We start from the raw sequence: 18476 nt of genomic DNA, 5'->3' as shown, positions 1-18476 counted from the left end.
TATTAAGCGTATCAATCTTCAAATTTTTTGGCTCCGAGCAAGCTCGTCAGCCAAATAAAAAACAGCTAGACCAATTATGATCTAACTGCTTATGTAAACTGCCATCAACTTAATTTGACGAACAGCCTAAATTGTTAATGAAGTCTTTAGTTACAAGATCCTTTTTCAAAAGTGAAGCTGCTATTTCGCGAAAGACATCCTCTCTTGTCGAAGCTTTTGAAATATAAACTTCATTTTCGCTAAATAGTTGATCAGTAGCCAAATTTCCCATTAACACCATCACCTACCTGTTTGTTTGTTTTTGTTTACAAGAACAATGGTAAACGCTCTCATAAAATAAGTCAATACTAAATATAAAAATATAAGGTTTTAAATAGCCTTTCCTATATATAGTAGCGTTACTAACATGTTGACTGTTAAACAGGCAAGTTAAAAGCATCAAACAAAATAAACATTTCGTTGTTAAAGCGATTGACAATTTGTAAGTTAGATGCTAGATTATGTTTGTAACGAACAATAGTAAACAAAAAAGAGGTGATCTTTTGTTAAAGAAAGAACGCTTTCTAAAGATACTATCCGAATTAGATAAAAACGACATCGTTACTGTAAATGATCTAACTAGCTTATTAGATTGTTCCGATATGACCATCAGACGTGATCTTGAGGAATTGTCAGAATCTGGCAAATTAATCAGGATTCATGGTGGTGCACAAAAAATCAGCGTTTCCCCACTTGAGGAAGCCTCCCATGTTGAAAAACGTGAAGTGCACATAAAGGAAAAACAAGAACTAGCTAAATTAGCAGCAAATGAAATCGAAAATTTCGATACTATCTTTATTGGTCCAGGAACAACATTGGAACTGATTGCTCAAAATATTAAAAATATTAATTCTTTAAGAGTTGTCACCATTAGTATTCCTGTCTTTGAAAGCTTTAAAAATTCAGATCTTAACTGTGAATTAATTTTGGCAGGCGGTATCTACCGTGGACGTTCGGGAACATTAATCGGTGCCCTAGCAAGCAATGCTGTGGGTGGATTAAAATTCGATAAAGCATTCGTAGGTGTAAATGGTATTCAAAATTCACAAATTATGACAGCCAATACCGAAGAAGGTCGAATTCAAAGCGTTGCTTTAAATAATTCTCAGGTTAAATACATCGTTGCCGATAAATACAAGTTGAATCGAAATGACTTCTATACTTTCTACAGCCTAGACGATGTAGATTATCTGGTTACTAACAAGAGTGCTTCCAAAGAAACTATCGATTACTATCAACAGTATGTAAGACTTATTACCAATTAATAATGGAGGGATTATTTTATGAAGATTGCATTAGCTTCAGATAAAGCAGGAATGGAATTAAAGAATTACATCAAGGATTACCTTGAAAACGAAGGCAAAGGCTATGAAGTCGTTGACCTTTCAGAACAACCAGCTGCTGACTTCGTTGATTCATCAGTCGAAGTTTCACACGCTGTTCTAGATGGCAAAGCAGATCGTGGAATTATGTTCGATGAATACGGTACAGGTTCAGCTATGGCAAGTAACAAGATTCATGGAATGGTAACTGCCAATGTTACTGAAGAAAATTCAGCTCACATGACAACACAACATAACGGTGCTAAAGCCATTGCCATTGGTTCAGGAATCGTTGGCAAGAAACGTGCCGAATCAATCGTTGACAAGTACTTAGGTGTTGACTACGCCGGTGGACGTCACCAAATTCGTTTGGATATGCTTGAAAAATTATACTAATAGGAGGGAATTAATTTATGATTATTGCATTAGGAAACGACCATATTGTTACAGACGTTAAAATTCAAATTTCAAATATGTTAAAGGCCATGGGCCACAAGGTAATTGATGTTGGTACATATGACACAACAAGAACTCACTACCCTATTTATGGTTTGAGAGTAGCTAACTTAATCCGTGACGGCAAAGCTGATCTCGGAGTTGTACTATGTGGTACAGGTGTTGGTGTTTCAACAGCTGCCGACAAGAACCAAGGAGTACGTGCAGCATTAGTTGCTGATACAACAACAGCTAAGTATGCAAGAGAACACCTAAACGCTAACGTTATCAGTTTCGGTGGTGCCGTAGTCGGTGAACACCTAGCAGAAGAAATCGTAAAAACATTCCTAGCCGCTAAATATTTAGGCGAAGACGACGACCTAGTTAAAAAAATCGATGCCGTTGAAAGCAAAGACAATCCAGAACAACACGATAACCCTCACTTCTATGACCACGAAATGAAATTATGGAACGAAGGATTCTATCACGATTAGAGAGTGAAACAAGGGCGGTCAGCTCTCGGAGCCTAAGACAATTTCACGAATTGCTCGCGCACTTTGCGAGGGATTTGGGAAATAGCCTTAGGTGTAGAGAGTTGCCCTTGTGTAACTCGTTTTAGTTAGAGAGTGAAACAAGCCCGCTTAGATTCCGAGCATTTGCACAACTTCACGAATTGACTGCGTAGCAGGCAGTTTGGGAAGTTTCGCAAAGCACAGGAATCTGGCTTGTGTAACTCGTTTCCACTATTAAAATAAAACCTTTGGTTATTTAAATATTGTTGATTTCCATACAAGTATTGTTTATTTCCAAAAAAAACAATAGAATAACCAAAAATAAACATGAGCTACCATCGTTGCGTAACTCATCTGGGCTATATGAAATAAAAAAGTTAGCCCAGCTTCAAGCACTGAACTAATAAACAGTACAGTGCTTGAAGCCGGACTAACTTAGAGAGGTTTTGTTTCATCTAACCCATTTTTGGTGGTCTTTAATGACCATTTGAAATTTTACAAGGGGGTCCGCACAATGAGTAATTCAGTTTTAACAATCACCATGAACCCTTCCGTTGATATCTCTTATCCATTAGAACACCTAAACGTCGATACCGTGAATCGCGTTAAAGATGTTTCCAAGACAGCTGGTGGCAAGGGATTAAACGTTACAAGAGTTCTTAAGCAACTAAACGTTTCAGTAACAGCATCAGGTATTATCGGTGGCACGATCGGTCAATATATCACTGATCAACTCGATGAAAATGATATTGACCATGCCTTTATGAAAATAAGTCAAGAATCAAGAAATTGTATCGCTATTTTACATGACGATGGCGACCAAACGGAAATTCTTGAAGCCGGTCCTATCCTTTCAAAAGATGATGAAAATGCTTTTCTTGAACATTTTGAGGATCAAGTAAGCAGCTTTAAATTAGTAACTATCTCGGGAAGCCTGCCACAAGGCCTCTCAACTGGCGTTTATTCTAAAATGGTTCAACTCGCTGCTAAACATAATGTTCCTGTCATTTTAGACAGTTCAAATGAACCTTTACGTCTAGCATTAGAAAATGAAACTAAACCATTTATGATTAAACCTAATCAAGACGAAATTGCTCAATTAATCGGCAAAGATATTACTGACTTGAGTGATTTGAAAGACAAATTGACAACCGAAGAAATTTTCCAAGGAATTCCTTGGGTCGTAGTGTCACTAGGGGCACAGGGTGCTTTTGTTAAATACCAAAATGACTTCTTCAAAATAAATATTCCAAAAATTAACGCCGTTAACCCTGTTGGATCTGGTGACTCTACCGTAGCCGGTTTGGCTGCAGGTTTAGTTAAGGATGAAAGCCCAGAAGATATTATGAAAAGAGCTATGACAGTCGGTCTCTTGAATACTTTACAAGAAAAGACTGGAAATATTGACATTAGACAGTATAAAGATTATTTTGAAAAGGTAGACATAGTTAAGTACTAATGTTTAATTTATTATTCGGAGGAATGAATGTATATGACAACACCAAAAAAGTACGCAGCACTAGAAAAAATGTCTGACAAGAACGGAGTTATTGCAGCTCTTGCTATTGACCAACGTGGTTCATTGAAGAAAATGTTAGCCGCAGCCGCAAACAAGCCAGCTAACGAGGAAGATATTGTGGAGTTCAAGAAAGCGATTTCTAAAGAACTAACACCTTATGCTTCTGCTATTCTATTGGATCCAGAATATGGCCTTCCAGCTTCAAAAGTTAGAGCTGATGGCTCAGGTCTATTAGTTTCATACGAAAAGACTGGTTACGATGCTACTGAACCAGGTAGAATTCCTGATTTGATCCCAATCTGGTCTGTACGTCGTCTCAAGGAAGCTGGAGCAGACTCAATCAAGTTCTTGCTATACACTGACCCTGACGAAGATAAATCAATCGTTGACCAAAAGGAAGCTTTCGTTGAAAGAATCGGTGACGAATGTGTCGCTGAAGATATTCCTTTGTTCGTAGAATTAGTTACATACGATGACTCAATCGGTGATGTTAAGAGCGCAGAATACGCTAAAGTAAAGCCTCACAAAGTTATCGAAGCTATGAAAGAATTTTCAAAAGAGAAGTATCACATTGACGTCTTGAAGGTTGAAGTTCCTATTAACCTTGACTACGTTGAAGGATTCAATGGCGACAACCCTGTTGTTTACACAAAGGATGAAGCTGTTAAGTACTTCAAGGAACAAAGTGATGCAACAAACTTGCCATACATCTTCTTGAGTGCCGGTGTTACTGCTGAAGCATTTAGAGACGAATTGCACCTTGCTAAAGATGCAGATGCTAAATTCAATGGTGTTCTTTGTGGCCGTGCTACATGGAGAGGTGCCGTTGAACCATTCGCTAAAGATGGTGAAGAAGCTGGTAAGAAGTGGATGAACGATCAAGGTAAGAAGAACATCGAAGACCTTAATAAAGTTCTTGCTGAAACAGCAACTTCATGGAAAGAAAGAGTTTCAAAAGACTAATTTATTAGAATTTCAAAAAGCATATCCATTGCGGGTATGCTTTTTTTCTGTGACAAATCGTCTAAGTTTGCAAAGTAAAAGGTGCTAACATCACCTATGAAGCTTTCCTTTACAAACTAAGAATGTGATTACAATGTTAAAAATTTCTGAAGTAAGTAAAAAAATTGATTTGCCAATCGCTACGATTAGATATTACACAGATTTAGGACTGGTCCCTTCTGTTATCCGTGATGACGAAGGACAAAGGATTTTCGACGATGAGGCAATTGTCTGGTTGCAAGGAATCCAATTTCAAAGAGAATTAGGAACGCCAATTCCAGAAATCAAAGAGTATATCGAATTGAGTCAAAAAACTGGCCCTATCGCCTTACAAAAACGCCACGATTTATTGTTGAAGCAATATATTAGAGCTCAAGAACAAAAAAGTGCTTCTCAAATTCGACTCGATAAACTTAATAAAAAGATACAATTGGAAAATGACATCATCAGTGGCAAAAAGCGTGACAGTTTAAGTGCTGCTAGAAGATTCAACTAAACAACCTCATAACTTAATATAATTAGATCTAAACAACTTACTAGCAATTCCTTCATATTACGAATTTGAACCATCATATATACTTGTTAATTGCTTTTCATAATACAAAAAAGTTATTATTTCAACATAAAAAATGTATCTTATAAAAAAGACCTCAAATTAGGATTTAAATCACTTTAATTAGCTCATATATTGTATTCTTTATGTATCAAATACAAATGTAAATGGAGGATATCATGACAAAAAGAGAAGAACCTTATAATATTGGTATAGATATTGGTACAAATTCAGTTGGATGGGCCGCCACAAGCGAAGTCTACGATTTAATCAATCAAAAAAAGAAAAATCTCTGGGGTGCAAGATTATTTAAAAATGCATCCACAGCAAAAAAGACTAGAATATATCGTTCTACAAGACGACGTTATAAAAGAAAAAAGAACCATATCAATTGGCTTAATGAGGTTTTTAGTGAACAATTAGCTACAATTGATCCCTCTTTTTTGTTACGTTTGCAAAATTCTTGGGTTTCTAAAAAAGATTCTGATAGAAAGAGAGATAAATATAATTTATTTATTGATAAATCTTATACAGACAAAGATTACTACAAGGAATACCCTACAATTTTCCACTTGAGAAAAGAATTAATTCTAAACAAAAAGAAATTTGATATTCGCTTAGTTTATTTGGCACTTCACAACATTCTTAAATACCGAGGTAACTTTACTTATGAGCATCAAAAGTTTAGTATTTCAAATCTAAATAATGATTTGACAAAAGAATTGTTTGAATTCAATCAACAGTTAATAAATTATGATATTTCCTTTCCTGACAATTGTGATTGGACTCATATTACTAATATTCTAATTAGCCATGGAAAAGTATCTGACAAATCAAATAATATTTTAAATAATTTAAATCTTGATAAAAATTCAAAAAAAAGACTAAATGAAGTTCTTACTTTAGTCTTAGGCAATACAGCTCATTTAAATTCTATTTTTAAAACATCCCTAACTAAAGATGACGAAAAATTTAGCTTTAAAGGTAAAGATGTAGAATCACAATTAGATAGTTTAGAATCATTGCTAGATGATGAGCAATTAACACTACTAGATTCCGCTAATAGAATATATAGTAGCATCACTTTAAATGAAATTCTTAGTGGCGAATCTTATCTAAGTATGGCAAAAGTTAAACAGTATGAGAAACATCACATTGATTTATGTAAATTACGTGATATGTGGCATACTACTAAAGATAAAGATGCTGTAATGGATTCTAGAAAAGCTTATTATAGTTACATCAGAGAACCAAATTATGATATCAAGAAATTTTATTCTAGTATAAAAGATTTTCTCAAAATAGCTGAACCCTTGAATCTAGCAAAAGAAGCTGAAAAAAAAAATAGATGAAGGAACATATCTAGTTAAACCACGTAATAAAGAAAATGGAGTTATACCTTATCAGTTAAATAAATTAGAAATGGAGAAAATTATTGATAATCAAGGTCAATATTATCCCTTTCTAAAAGAAAATAAAGATAAATTATTATCAATATTAAAATTTCACATACCTTACTATGTAGGACCCCTCCAATCATCTGAAAAGAGCCCTTTTGCATGGATGGAACGAAAATCAAACGGACACATACGTCCATGGAATTTCGACGAAATTGTAGATCGAGAAGCATCATCAAACCAGTTTATTCGTCGTATGACTGTTACAGATTCATTTTTAATTGGGGAACCTGTTCTACCAAAGAATAGCTTCATTTATCAACGATATGAAGCCCTTAATGAATTAAATAATATTCATATAACAGAAAATCTAAAATCAAATCCAAATGGATCTAGATTAACTGTAAAAATTAAGCAGCGTATTTATAACGAAATATTTAAAAAATATAAAAAAGTTACCGTCGATAAAGTAAAAAAATGGTTAATTGCTCAAGGATATTATAGAAATCCTATATTAATTGGTTTATCGCAAAAGGATAAATTTAATTCTAGTTTGACTTCTTATTTAGATATGAAAAAAGTTTTCGGATCATCTTTTATAGAAAACAGAGAAAATAGTAAGCAAATTGAAGAGCTTATTGAATGGTTAACAATTTTTGAAGATAAACAAATATTAAAAGAGAAACTACATAATTCCAATTACGATTACACTGACAATCAAATCAAACAACTATCCAACATGCGTTATAAAGGTTGGGGGCGTTTATCTAGGAAAACTCTTATTGATATTAAAACCGAAACTAATACGCCTCAATCACGACAGCTATCAAATTATTCTATCTTGGATTTAATGTGGTCAACAAACAATAATTTCAATAGCATTATTAAAAATAATAAATACGATTTCAAAAATTATATTGAGAATTATAATTTAAACAAAAATGAAAATACCAGTATCTCTGATATGATCGATGATGTTCATGCTTCCCCTGCTCTAAAAAGAGGTATTACACAAGCAATTAAAATAGTCCAAGAAATAGTAACTTTTATGGGACATGCTCCTAAACATATTTTCATTGAAGTTACAAGGGAAAGTGATAAATCTGAATTATCCACATCTCGTAAAAAGCGTATTCAAAAATTACAGAACAAAATGGCTAATAAGGTTGATGACTTCAAACCACAGTTAAGTCAATATTTAGTTCCAGATAAAGAAATTAAAGATGACTTTAAAAAATATAAAAATAATTTGTCAAGTGAACGTCTAATGCTCTATTTTTTACAAAACGGAAAATCATTGTACTCCGATGAACCTTTAAATATAGAAAATTTGTCTCAGTATCAAGTAGACCATATATTACCAAGAACTTATATTCCTGATGATTCTTTAGAAAATAAGGCTTTAATATTAGCTAAAGAAAATCAACGTAAGGGTGATTATTTATTGTTGAATCCATCAATAATAGATAAGAACCTAGATCGGTGGACTTACATGTTAAACAATGGCATGATGGGATTGAAAAAATTTAAGAATCTGACTAGACGAGTGATTACAGACAGGGATAAATTAGGATTTATAAATCGTCAATTAGTACAAACCTCTCAAATGGTAAAAAGAGTTGCGAACATATTAGATAGCATGTACAAAGATGAAGGGACTACTTGTATTCAAATTAGAGCTAATCTTTCTACTTCTTTCAGAAAAGCACTAAGTAACCAAAATAACTCTTATCATTTTCAACACCCAGAATTAGTAAAAAATCGTAATGTCAATGACTTTCATCATGCTCAAGATGCTTATTTAGCGAGTTTTTTAGGCACATATCAATTAAAGAAATTTCCTACAGATGAAATGCTACTACTTAATGGAGAATATAATAAATTTTACGGCCAAGTACAACATTTATACTCTAAAGAGAAAAAAATACCTGACAACAAAAAAAATGGTTTTATAATCTCTCCATTAGTCAATGGAACTACACAATATGACAAAAATACTGGAAAAACCATTTGGAATAAGACATTCCTTGATAAAATCTTAAAAATATTTAATTACCATCAATACAATATTACTAGAAAGACAGAAATTAAAACCGGTCAATTTTACAAAGAAACAATATATTCCCCAAAATCCAAATATAAAAACCTTATTCCTCAAAAAAAGAATTTAAATCCTAAAATTTATGGAGGATTTACTGAAGAAAAAACTTCTTATATTGCAATTGTAAATATTGACAATAAAAAGACAAAATCAATTTCAATACCTATTAGATTAATGAAATCTCTTAGTAAAAAAGAAAACTTACAAAATTGGTTAGAAAAAAATATTAAACATAAGGAATCCATAAAAATCATTAGAGATAAAGTACCTATAGGACAATTAACGTATAGTAATAAAAATGGTTACTTGGAACTAAAGTCGGGTGAAGAAATAATTAATGGTCGTCAATTATTTATTTCCCCTGAACATTCAGCTCTTTTGAAGTTACTTGAAACAGAGGATACAGATTTTGATTTGATTTTAGCTTTTTACAATAAAAATATTCTAACTGACATATTTAAGGAACTCACTATAAAAATGAAGAAATTATATCCCTATTACACAAAAGAGTATGAATTCTTAAATGATAACATTGACAATTTTGTACAATCTTCTACATCAGAAAAAGTTGATACTTTACAGCAACTACTAAAATTTTTAAGTGTCAATTCTACAAAAATATATCTCTCTTTTAATGGAATCAAAAAAAAGGAATTTGGCAGAAAAAGAAGAAATAACGGTTTGGAGTTAGGCAATACTGATTTAATTTATCAATCAGTAACTGGATTATATGAAACAAGATTTCATATTGACTGATAAAAAGGGCAAAAAAAAAGCTCCTACGCAGGAGCGGCACAATGGCTATTTAACATTAATGGTTATTTTAATTTAACTATGTCATTTTATTTACTTGTGAACGAATACAGTGTATCTCATTTCCATATTTATATCAATATTTTAGAAGAAATTCTATGAACTAGTGAACTATTTAATCCAATCGTCTTATAAAGCTAATACCTTGATTATTTAAATTTTTAAATGGATCTTATTATGCAACCATACTATTTGCTATTAAACCTTGACGATATATTAGATATAGTAAATAATAAAAAATATAGATATTATCAAAAGATAAGATGGATATGATAAATTAACGGTGGAATTGTGCTTTATTTCGATTTCATAGATAATAATCTTTTCTTTTCAACATTACAGATGTTTACTGATAAATGATAAATCTAAATAGAACATAAAATCACGTGGAGGCTTTTGATTTAAGACTTATATCTTTAAAAATTATTTCTAATTATGATAGTGACAAGCCAATTATTAGAATTTGGTTAGAAAACAACGGTTTTAGAACTATGTCATTTTATTTACTTATGAACCTAGAACTCTTGCAAGCAAGAAGAGGAAGACGTTTTAGAACTATGTCATTTTATTTACTTATGAACCTACTTTTTGCTTTTTTTTTGCTTTCTTTTGGTTTTAGAACTATGTCATTTTATTTACTTATGAACCTTTAGCATTGGCAGAATACTAAGACCACGCGTTTTAGAACTATGTCATTTTATTTACTTATGAACCAACTCGAATGATGATACATAATTATCGTGAGTTTTAGAACTATGTCATTTTATTTACTTATGAACCTTTAACTCCAAAAGACAAACTCAAAATTAAGTTTTAGAACTATGTCATTTTATTTACTTATGAACCTGAACAAAATGCAGAAAACAAGTTAAGTTAGTTTTAGAACTATGTCATTTTATTTACTTATGAACCTAACAAGAAAATTCTGGAACGTTAAAACATGTTTTAGAACTATGTCATTTTATTTACTTATGAACCCTTAGATTTGAAGAGATAAGCGGATTAACTGTTTTAGAACTATGTCATTTTATTTACTTATGAACCTTGAGTACAATTTACCTGCTTGATAGCGCTGTTTTAGAACTATGTCATTCTATTTACTTATGACTACTTTATGATAACAATTTTATCAAATTTAAGTTACAGCCCTCTTATCCCACCTATTAGAATCTTGCTTATTCTATTTTTCCTTTAATTTTAATAGAGTATTTTTTAGTAAAAATACTTAACATAAATATTTTATAGCATTTAATAAGTAACAATAAGAGAGAGCCTGCATTGAAATATATCAAAATGGATTCAGTAATCAAAAAAAGATTACTGAGTCCATTTTTTAATTTTTATCCAATTTGACTAGTTCCATCTGCGTAATTTAAAGTAACGCCTGATTGAACATTGAAAATATAGACGTTAAAGCGAACCGAATTATCACCGATTGATTGAGCTTCCATTTGCACGCCGCGAGGCAACAATTCATTTCCTCTAAAGACTGGCGTGACACGATATCTGATGTAATGGGAACTACTTTTCTTCAAATAATAAGCAATATCCATTTCATGAGCTAACATTTCCGGACTATTCAATGAACGAGTTCCTGTCATCAAGTTTTTAGGATTATTATTTTGACCCGTCAATTGATAGCCAATCAAATGGCTTCTGTTATAGAGCCATCCCCCGCTGATTCGTTTATTATGCCAACCGGTTGGATTCCAATGCAACGCCTCACGTTTGGCTGATGGCATCAAAGAAACGTTTAACAAAGCATTTGCGGACGTGACACGATTAAGATTATCCAAATCGCCATATTTTTGCCAAGCACCATTATTAGTGTTCAAATCAGTTTGAGAAAAATTAGGCTGATTGTTATTAACGATAATTTCTTGCGTTCCGTTATAGTTCATATCGGCTAATTTAGTGTTAGCAGAATTCTGGACTGGTTTATTGTTGTGCTCGTCAATAAACTTCTGATCGTCAGCTATTTCTTGCTGCAATTTGGTAATAGATTTTTTTAATTTCTTATTTTTAGTAACTAATTTTTTAGTTTTCTTTTGATAAGAATAGTTTTTTACAACTTCTACCTTACTATCAGTAGTACTAGCGGCTTGGCTTTGGTTGGCACAAGCTGTCAGTGAAGGCAGCAATGCAAAAACCATCAACAATTTAATTAATTTTTTCATCAGACCTTCGCCTTTCTGTAACCAGCATTGATAGCATCCTGCTCATTATCGAAATAAACGGCATTGGATGAATTCATCTTGTAGCCTCTTTGACCAGGTACGTGATAGATGTGCGAATTAGAATTACCAACGATTTTTCCAGATTGACTGGTAGTCATATCACCACGTTGCTGAGTTTCTTGTTGTTGGTTTTGCTTTTCTTGTTGCTGTTGAGCCTGTTGTTGGGCTTGTTTTTGTTGCTCCTCTTGCTGTTTTTGGGCCTGTTCTTGTTGTTGTTGCTGTTCTTCTTGTTCTTGTTTTTCTTTATCTTCTATTTGGTCTCTTTGCTCTTGTAAACTATCTTCTTGTTCTTTTAGTTTATTTTTTTGAGCTACTAAAGCAACGTGTTCTTTTTTAACGATTTTATACTTACTCTTACCGACGTATTTTGTTTTCGTTGCAACAACTGAAGTTCTAGGCTCATTTTTTTGATCCTGATGCGATACCTTTTCTTCAGTTGTTCCCCCACCGCTGGCAAAGGCAACTATCAAAATTATCAAACTACTAAATAAACCAATTCGATATTTTTTCTTAATTGCTTTACCGGTACGAGTTTTATTACGTACTTTATGTTGATTAATCAGCTTAATGGCAAAATAAATCATTGCAAAAAAGGCTATTAATCCGATTAAAACAGTCATCCCCACGACCCCCTTATTTATATATACAATTAAATCTTATCGGGGATAATTGCCATAATCAAGGTAAATTTGATTAATTTAAGACACATGTTCAGAAATATAAAAAAATAGCTGCAAAAATCATTGACGATTATTGCAACTATTATTTATTACAAACTATTTTAAACTTTTCAAAACATTATCAGCTAACATATCAACTCTCTTGAAGTCAGCCTCATCTGGATCTTGGTTGATTTTAACTGAGTCAGCAACTTGTTCTCCGTTGCTGGAATTCAATTGCATCGTAAAGTAATCGACTGCTCGACCAAAGTGAAGATGCTCTTTAGAACTAGAACCTAAAACAGCAAATTTAGTCTTCTCTAAATCGACGTCTGCTAAATCATCATAAAAGTCCTTCGCCTCATCTGGAACTTCGCCATCGTTATATGTATATGTCTCCACAATAACGGCATCGTAATCCTCTAATTCAAAAGCATCCGTATCGACGATTTGCTGCAAAGTCACTTCTGCACCATGGTCGCGTAAATACTGGTCTAAATACTTAGCAATTTTTTCATTTCGCCCAGTCATGCTTGTATATGTTAGTAAAATCTTCATCTAATTACCTACCATCTAACGCTGATGCGCTCTTTTTGATGTTTTGCATTGACGATTTCATCAACCATTGCTAGAGCAAAGTCGGCATAACTGATGACGCTCTTGCCATCTTTGTCATAAGTCAATTCCTCGCCTGCTAAAACGTACTCACCAGTTTTTTCACCCTTAGCTTCAAAGGTTGCTGCCGGACTGATGAAGGTCCAATTGATATTGCTGTCACGCAATTCGTCCAATGACTTACCCATTTCTTCGCTCAATGGTTTAACTGCGTCTGGGAAACCTGCTTGTTCGTAGACTTTTTGTTTATGATCCTTGTCGACGTACAATGAACCGGCTCCACCAACAACTAATAGTCTAGTTTCAGAGCCATTTAAAATTTCAATCAAATGCTTGGTTGCGGGCACGTATTCTTTGACGTTTGGTCCAAAGAAACCTAAGGCATCGACCAAAACATCGAAGTCTTTTACATCTTCAGCTTTCAAATCATAAACATCTCTGACTAAATATTTATCTGTCGGTGATTTCTTAGCTGCCCGAACGATTGATGTTACATCTAAGCCTCTTGCAACAGCCTCTTTGACGATTAGAGAACCTTCTTTACCATTAGCACCAATAACTGCTATTTTCATAAAAATTAATACCTCCCAATCCTTTGACTACCTTAACTTTACACAATTATAAGCAAAATAACTAAAAATAAGACTTAACTATAGTAGTATTGTCATACTAGGAGGCGAATTTTATGTCATATCAAATTTATTTAGTGAGACACGGTAGAACTTGGTACAACGAATATGAAAAAATGCAAGGTTGGTCCGATACTCCTCTAACAGATGACGGCGTAGCTGTAGCTCAAAAAGCTGCCGAATCTTTGAAGAACGTTAATTTTGCAGCTGCTATGACTTCAGATATGAAACGTGCAGTTGACACATGTCGAATTATTACTAGAAGAAATAGAAATCAGCTAACTCCTTACGAATTAGCTGAATTTAGAGAACAATTTTATGGATTTTACGAGGGTAAAAGTATTGCTGAATCATGGTTTTCAATCGGTAAACCACATCACGCTAAAAACTTTGCCGAAATCGTCCAAAAATATGGTTTCGATGCCACTATGGACTTCGTTAAAGAAGCTGACCCACTTCACGATGCTGAAAATGCTGAAGAATATTGGGGTCGAATCGAACGTGGTTTCAAAAAAATCGATCAAATTGCCCACGATGGCGATAAAATTTTATTAGTAACTCACAGTATTACCATTTTAGGACTAGCAGTTAGATATAAAACTGACGATATTAAATTAGATGATATTCCTGCTAATGCTAGTCTGACTTTACTTGAACGTGATGGTGACAATAATAAGATTACAAAATACAATCAATCATTAATCTAATGTAGTAAAATCAGATTAGACATATTGAGGGAGGAACTAGTTTCAAATGGCAAAATACCAAATCTACTTAGTTCGTCATGGACGTACTTGGTTCAATCGTTACAATAAAATGCAAGGATGGTCGGATACTCCACTAGCTCCAGATGGCATAGAAGTAGCTAAACAAGCTGCTAATGCTTTAAAAGACGTTGACTTTGCGGCCGCTTTTTCATCTGATGCTAGACGTGCCATCGATACTTGCAAATTGATTGTCGATCAAAATATTAATCATGATAAAATCACGCCTCAAAAGATGATGGAATTCCGTGAAGAATTTTATGGCTACTATGAAGGCATGAATTCTCCTGAAGCCTGGTTTATGGTTGGACAACCACACGGCGCCGATACCTTCAGTGAAATTATTGATAAATATGGCTTAGATGCAACCAAAGACTTCATGAAAGAGGCTGATCCATTCCATGATGCTGAAAATGCTGAGGAATATTGGACTCGTGTCAATCGTGGCTTCGAAAAGATGGATGAAGTTGCTAAAGATGGCGACAAAATCCTATTAGTTTCACATGGAACTACGATTCGTTCAATCACTGACCGTTATAACGATGGTGATTTTGACGTAACGGTTAGTCCAAGAAACTCCAGTTTAACAATGATGACTCGCGATAACGGTGTAAATAAGGTTACTAGTTATAACCAAATGCTTAATTAATAAAATTACATTTGACAAAACAATTTTTTTAATCTATTCTCAACACATAAATTACTACGAGGTAACAGCCATGATTTTATTCAATACTCAAACAGCTTCATGTTGTTGCGGTTCGCATTCTATGCGTGCCGTCAGTTTGAGTATCTAAAATCAAGCTAGACTACTGGTATATCACGCGTAGGGTGCAAATCAAATTTGATTTGCACCCTTTTTTTACGCAAAAATTAAAGGAGAGATTATTATGAAATTCAATACAAAATTAATTCATGGTGGCATTAGTGAAGACCAAGAAACTGGTGCAGTTTCAATACCCATCTATCGTTCATCGACTTTTCATCAGCATAAATTAGGAGCTGAACCTAAATGGGAATACGCTCGAACTGGCAACCCAACACGGAATGCTTTGGAGAGTTTGATTGCTGATATCGAAGATGGTAAAAGAGGCTTTGCTTTTGCTTCCGGTTCAGCAGCAATTCATGCTGTTTTCTCACTATTTTCAAATGGCGATCACATTATCATCGGCAATGACGTTTATGGCGGAACTTTTCGACTCGTCAATAAAGTTCTCAAACGTTTTGGACTAGAATTCACGGTCGTTGATACTAGAGATTTAACGGCTGTTAAAAATGCCATTCAAGAAAATACCAAAGCTATTTATTTTGAAACTCCCACTAACCCACTCTTAAAGATTACTGATATCAAGGCTATCGCTGACATTGCAAAAGATAATAATTTAAAGACTATCGTCGACAATACCTTTGCCACTCCTTATAATCAAAATCCTTTAACTTTAGGCGTTGATATCGTAGTTCACAGTGCCACTAAATATTTAGGTGGTCATAGCGACGTCGTGGCTGGTCTTGCAGTTACTAATGACGATGAAATTGCTGACGAACTAGCCTTTTTACAAAATTCTATCGGCAGCGTCTTAGGACCAGATGATAGTTGGCTTTTGATGCGTGGTATTAAAACCTTGGGTGTTAGAATGCGGGTCCACCAAGAGAATGCTCAAGCTGTTTACGATTATTTAGCTAATAACGATAAGGTTGCTAAGATTTACTATCCAGGAAATCCTGATTCGACTGGTTATGAAATTGCTAAGAAACAAATGTCAGGTTTCGGCGCTATGATTTCTTTTGAATTACAAGCTGGCTTAGATGCGAAGCGCTTTGTCGAAAGTCTCAACTTGATCGACCTTGCTGAAAGTCTGGGTGGTATTGAAAGTTTGATTGAAGTTCCTGCCGTTATGACGCACTCATCCATCCCTCGAGAAATCCGTTTGAAAAATGGTATCAAAGATGAATTGATTCGTTTGTCGGTCGGTTTGGAAGATGAATCTGATTTATTAAATGATTTGAAACAAGCTTTTGCTAAAATTTAAAAAAAGAACGTTCAATTCAGAATACAAATTGACCGTTCTTTAATTTAAACCAGATTACTAATTACTTAGTATCCGTCTTGTCGTCTTTATCATCGTCATCTTTCTTATTCAAATTTTCCATAACGAAGTCCAAGGCTTTCTTTGAATCACGTGTTAAGGCAATGTATTGTTGACCTTTTGTAGCAACTAATTGAATACCTAAACGATCGGTATCAGCTTTTAGATCATCGTAATATGTTCTAACTTGTGGAGCTAAGACAACTAAATCATAATTTGGCAAAATATCATGGTGAGAACCATAAGCACCAGCACTAGCAATGATTGGTTCATCGTACTTCTCAGCACCTTCTGTCAAGGCGTTGGCTAATTGTTCACTTGTACCGCCACCGGCACAGAGTACTAAGACTTTAACTTGTTTATCTAATTTTTTATCTTCTGGTGAAGCTTTTGTTTCTGTTTCTTCAGTTGTTGCTGTAGCAGTTGCATCGTTTGATTCTGTAGCAACTTCTGCAGATCCTGCATCGACTCCGGCAGTAGCAACGCCGTCTGCTTCGTCTGCAGCATCAACAGCAGCTTCTTTTTTAACTAATGAAGCATCGTAAGCCTTACAGAATGGTAGGTAAATCAATGTATCAAGAGCAAGCAATAGAACCATCAAAACTAATGATATTGGTTGGAAGTTAGTATCCAAGAACGCACCGATTGGCCCTGGCAATGCCCACGATAGAACGTACATGAACCCTCTCATATTGAATAAATCAATAAATAATTTACCAATAACAACGTTCACAACTGGTGAGAGAACGAATGGAATAAAGAAGTAAGGATTCAAGATAATTGGAGCACCGAACAATAGAGGTTCGTTAACGGCAAACATTACAGGAATGAATGATGCTTTACCGATAGCCTTCAATTGCTTTGATTTCATTAAGAACATGAAAATAAATGGAACAACGAATGTAGCACCAGTACCACCAAGTTCACCAACGAAGTTACCAAAGTTTTCTGTTAGTGAGTGGAATGGGAACTGACCATTCTTGAACAAAGCTAAGTTAGCAGTTGTATTGCCATAAAGTGCTGCGGTGATAGCAGGTTTTACAACTGATGGTCCGTGAATACCCATGAACCAGAAAAAAGGAATAAGGAACCAAATGATAGCCATACCGAAGTAACTTTCAGCACCTTTGAACAATGGTGCAATCAAAGTAGCAATCATGGCACTGAATGGAACGTGTAGCCATGCACGGATTAAGACATCAATAATACCCATTGCAATGATTGAAAATGAGAATGGGAAGACATCACGGAAGTTTTGTGAAATAGCACCAGGAACTTCTTTAGGCATCTTGATAGTAATATCTTTTTCAACACAGAACTTGTAAATAAGAACGGTTGCAAAAGCTGAAACAAAGGCTGATAGAATACCTTTTGTACCAAAGTAGTCGCCGATATAAGCGCCACTCTTTGTTGTACCAATGGCTAATAGCATGAAACCACACATTGAAGCCATCATAGTAGATGTTCCGTTAATAAATCTACTACCTTTGATACGCTGGTTAATAGAACCTGTGAAGGCTTTAGCTGTTGTCCCCGCAACATAAAAGCCAACAAATCCCATTGTGTAGTTATAAATCTTGTTGAACCAATCGTTTAAGCCAGTAGGCAAATTGACTCCAAACAATGGAGGAACAGATGTTAAAAGAATGAAAATACTTGAGAACAAGATGATAGGCATTGCTGCCAAGAATCCATCCTTGATTGCCATCAAATAAATATTCTTTGAAATCTTATCAAAGAACTTTTGATGTTTCTCCAATTTATCAATAATAAATTGCATAATGACACCCCT

General features: G+C 34.2%; 17 protein-coding genes and 1 CRISPR repeat array. Of the genes, 11 read left to right on the top strand and 6 right to left on the bottom strand.

Annotation, left to right across the window (positions count from 1 at the left end; translation table 11 throughout):
• Window positions 1-109 precede the first annotated feature (109 nt).
• Window positions 110-271, bottom strand: coding sequence for a hypothetical protein (locus FHL05_RS07030; protein ID WP_193563030.1), 162 nt, complete (start codon window positions 269-271; stop codon window positions 110-112).
• Between the two features lie 271 nt (window positions 272-542).
• On the opposite strand from FHL05_RS07030, the gene FHL05_RS07025 reads away from it, so the two are divergent.
• From FHL05_RS07025 to cas9 (FHL05_RS12720), 8 genes are all read left to right on the top strand, one after another.
• Window positions 543-1304, top strand: a complete 762-nt coding sequence (locus tag FHL05_RS07025) for a DeoR/GlpR family DNA-binding transcription regulator (RefSeq protein ID WP_153384695.1) — start codon at window positions 543-545, stop codon at window positions 1302-1304.
• 18 nt (window positions 1305-1322) lie between these two features.
• Complete coding sequence (gene lacA / locus FHL05_RS07020; RefSeq protein WP_153384694.1) at window positions 1323-1757, top strand: galactose-6-phosphate isomerase subunit LacA; 435 nt, start codon at window positions 1323-1325, stop codon at window positions 1755-1757.
• A gap of 17 nt (window positions 1758-1774) precedes the next feature.
• Window positions 1775-2290 (top strand): galactose-6-phosphate isomerase subunit LacB, encoded by a 516-nt coding sequence (gene lacB, locus FHL05_RS07015; protein WP_153384693.1) that lies wholly within the window; start codon window positions 1775-1777, stop codon window positions 2288-2290.
• A gap of 532 nt (window positions 2291-2822) precedes the next feature.
• Window positions 2823-3767 (top strand): hexose kinase, encoded by a 945-nt coding sequence (locus tag FHL05_RS07010; protein ID WP_153522352.1) that lies wholly within the window; start codon window positions 2823-2825, stop codon window positions 3765-3767.
• Between the two features lie 27 nt (window positions 3768-3794).
• Window positions 3795-4790, top strand: coding sequence for a tagatose-bisphosphate aldolase (lacD, locus tag FHL05_RS07005; RefSeq protein WP_153522351.1), 996 nt, complete (start codon window positions 3795-3797; stop codon window positions 4788-4790).
• Between the two features lie 133 nt (window positions 4791-4923).
• Window positions 4924-5325 (top strand): MerR family transcriptional regulator, encoded by a 402-nt coding sequence (locus FHL05_RS07000; RefSeq protein WP_153384690.1) that lies wholly within the window; start codon window positions 4924-4926, stop codon window positions 5323-5325.
• A 236-nt stretch (window positions 5326-5561) separates the two neighbouring features.
• A complete protein-coding gene (gene cas9 / locus FHL05_RS12725; protein ID WP_162000241.1) occupies window positions 5562-6734 on the top strand; it encodes a type II CRISPR RNA-guided endonuclease Cas9 in 1173 nt (390 codons plus the stop codon).
• Entirely contained in the window at window positions 6715-9636 is a 2922-nt protein-coding gene (cas9, locus tag FHL05_RS12720; protein WP_274596049.1) for a type II CRISPR RNA-guided endonuclease Cas9, read from the top strand. The genes cas9 (FHL05_RS12725) and cas9 (FHL05_RS12720) overlap by 20 nt, the downstream gene beginning before the upstream one ends.
• 537 nt (window positions 9637-10173) lie before the next feature.
• Window positions 10174-10803: a CRISPR direct-repeat array (repeat unit 36 nt; unit sequence GTTTTAGAACTATGTCATTTTATTTACTTATGAACC).
• A gap of 230 nt (window positions 10804-11033) precedes the next feature.
• On the opposite strand, the gene FHL05_RS06985 is transcribed toward cas9 (FHL05_RS12720), so the two are convergent.
• The 4 genes from FHL05_RS06985 to FHL05_RS06970 form a co-directional block, all read right to left on the bottom strand.
• Window positions 11034-11870 (bottom strand): DNA/RNA non-specific endonuclease, encoded by an 837-nt coding sequence (locus FHL05_RS06985; protein WP_153522345.1) that lies wholly within the window; start codon window positions 11868-11870, stop codon window positions 11034-11036.
• Entirely contained in the window at window positions 11870-12550 is a 681-nt protein-coding gene (locus FHL05_RS12435) for a sunset domain-containing protein (RefSeq protein WP_153384687.1), read from the bottom strand. Before FHL05_RS12435 ends, FHL05_RS06985 begins: the two co-directional genes overlap by 1 nt.
• Window positions 12551-12706: 156 nt before the next feature.
• Entirely contained in the window at window positions 12707-13147 is a 441-nt protein-coding gene (locus FHL05_RS06975; RefSeq protein ID WP_153384686.1) for a flavodoxin domain-containing protein, read from the bottom strand.
• A gap of 8 nt (window positions 13148-13155) precedes the next feature.
• A complete protein-coding gene (locus FHL05_RS06970) occupies window positions 13156-13776 on the bottom strand; it encodes an NAD(P)-dependent oxidoreductase (RefSeq protein WP_153384685.1) in 621 nt (206 codons plus the stop codon).
• A gap of 113 nt (window positions 13777-13889) precedes the next feature.
• Between FHL05_RS06970 and FHL05_RS06965 the strand changes: the two genes are divergently transcribed.
• The 3 genes from FHL05_RS06965 (at window position 13890) to FHL05_RS06955 (ending at window position 16627) form a co-directional block, all read left to right on the top strand.
• Window positions 13890-14540, top strand: a complete 651-nt coding sequence (locus FHL05_RS06965) for a histidine phosphatase family protein (RefSeq protein WP_153384684.1) — start codon at window positions 13890-13892, stop codon at window positions 14538-14540.
• 46 nt (window positions 14541-14586) lie between these two features.
• Window positions 14587-15246, top strand: coding sequence for a histidine phosphatase family protein (locus FHL05_RS06960; protein WP_153522344.1), 660 nt, complete (start codon window positions 14587-14589; stop codon window positions 15244-15246).
• Window positions 15247-15487: 241 nt separating this feature from the next.
• A complete protein-coding gene (locus FHL05_RS06955; RefSeq protein WP_153384682.1) occupies window positions 15488-16627 on the top strand; it encodes a trans-sulfuration enzyme family protein in 1140 nt (379 codons plus the stop codon).
• Between the two features lie 61 nt (window positions 16628-16688).
• Here FHL05_RS06955 and FHL05_RS06950 read toward each other — a convergent pair whose 3' ends face one another.
• On the bottom strand, window positions 16689-18464 hold the full coding sequence (locus tag FHL05_RS06950) for a PTS lactose transporter subunit IIBC (RefSeq protein ID WP_153384681.1): 1776 nt from the start codon (window positions 18462-18464) through the stop codon (window positions 16689-16691).
• Window positions 18465-18476: the final 12 nt, after the last annotated feature.

Origin of the sequence: Companilactobacillus halodurans, from assembly GCF_009600995.1 — a bacterium.
GTDB lineage: Bacteria > Bacillota > Bacilli > Lactobacillales > Lactobacillaceae > Companilactobacillus > Companilactobacillus halodurans.
This window is presented reverse-complemented; position numbering and strand designations above follow the sequence as displayed.

Coding starts and splice junctions, on each gene's coding strand:
- FHL05_RS07030 (WP_193563030.1), bottom strand. CDS start 271: ATGGGAAATTTGGCTACTGATCAACTATTTAGCGAAAATGAAGTTTAT.
- lacA (WP_153384694.1), top strand. CDS start 1,323: ATGAAGATTGCATTAGCTTCAGATAAAGCAGGAATGGAATTAAAGAAT.
- lacB (WP_153384693.1), top strand. CDS start 1,775: ATGATTATTGCATTAGGAAACGACCATATTGTTACAGACGTTAAAATT.
- FHL05_RS07010 (WP_153522352.1), top strand. CDS start 2,823: ATGAGTAATTCAGTTTTAACAATCACCATGAACCCTTCCGTTGATATC.
- lacD (WP_153522351.1), top strand. CDS start 3,795: ATGTATATGACAACACCAAAAAAGTACGCAGCACTAGAAAAAATGTCT.
- FHL05_RS07000 (WP_153384690.1), top strand. CDS start 4,924: ATGTTAAAAATTTCTGAAGTAAGTAAAAAAATTGATTTGCCAATCGCT.
- cas9 (WP_162000241.1), top strand. CDS start 5,562: ATGACAAAAAGAGAAGAACCTTATAATATTGGTATAGATATTGGTACA.
- FHL05_RS06985 (WP_153522345.1), bottom strand. CDS start 11,870: ATGAAAAAATTAATTAAATTGTTGATGGTTTTTGCATTGCTGCCTTCA.
- FHL05_RS12435 (WP_153384687.1), bottom strand. CDS start 12,550: ATGACTGTTTTAATCGGATTAATAGCCTTTTTTGCAATGATTTATTTT.
- FHL05_RS06975 (WP_153384686.1), bottom strand. CDS start 13,147: ATGAAGATTTTACTAACATATACAAGCATGACTGGGCGAAATGAAAAA.
- FHL05_RS06970 (WP_153384685.1), bottom strand. CDS start 13,776: ATGAAAATAGCAGTTATTGGTGCTAATGGTAAAGAAGGTTCTCTAATC.
- FHL05_RS06965 (WP_153384684.1), top strand. CDS start 13,890: ATGTCATATCAAATTTATTTAGTGAGACACGGTAGAACTTGGTACAAC.
- FHL05_RS06960 (WP_153522344.1), top strand. CDS start 14,587: ATGGCAAAATACCAAATCTACTTAGTTCGTCATGGACGTACTTGGTTC.
- FHL05_RS06955 (WP_153384682.1), top strand. CDS start 15,488: ATGAAATTCAATACAAAATTAATTCATGGTGGCATTAGTGAAGACCAA.
- FHL05_RS06950 (WP_153384681.1), bottom strand. CDS start 18,464: ATGCAATTTATTATTGATAAATTGGAGAAACATCAAAAGTTCTTTGAT.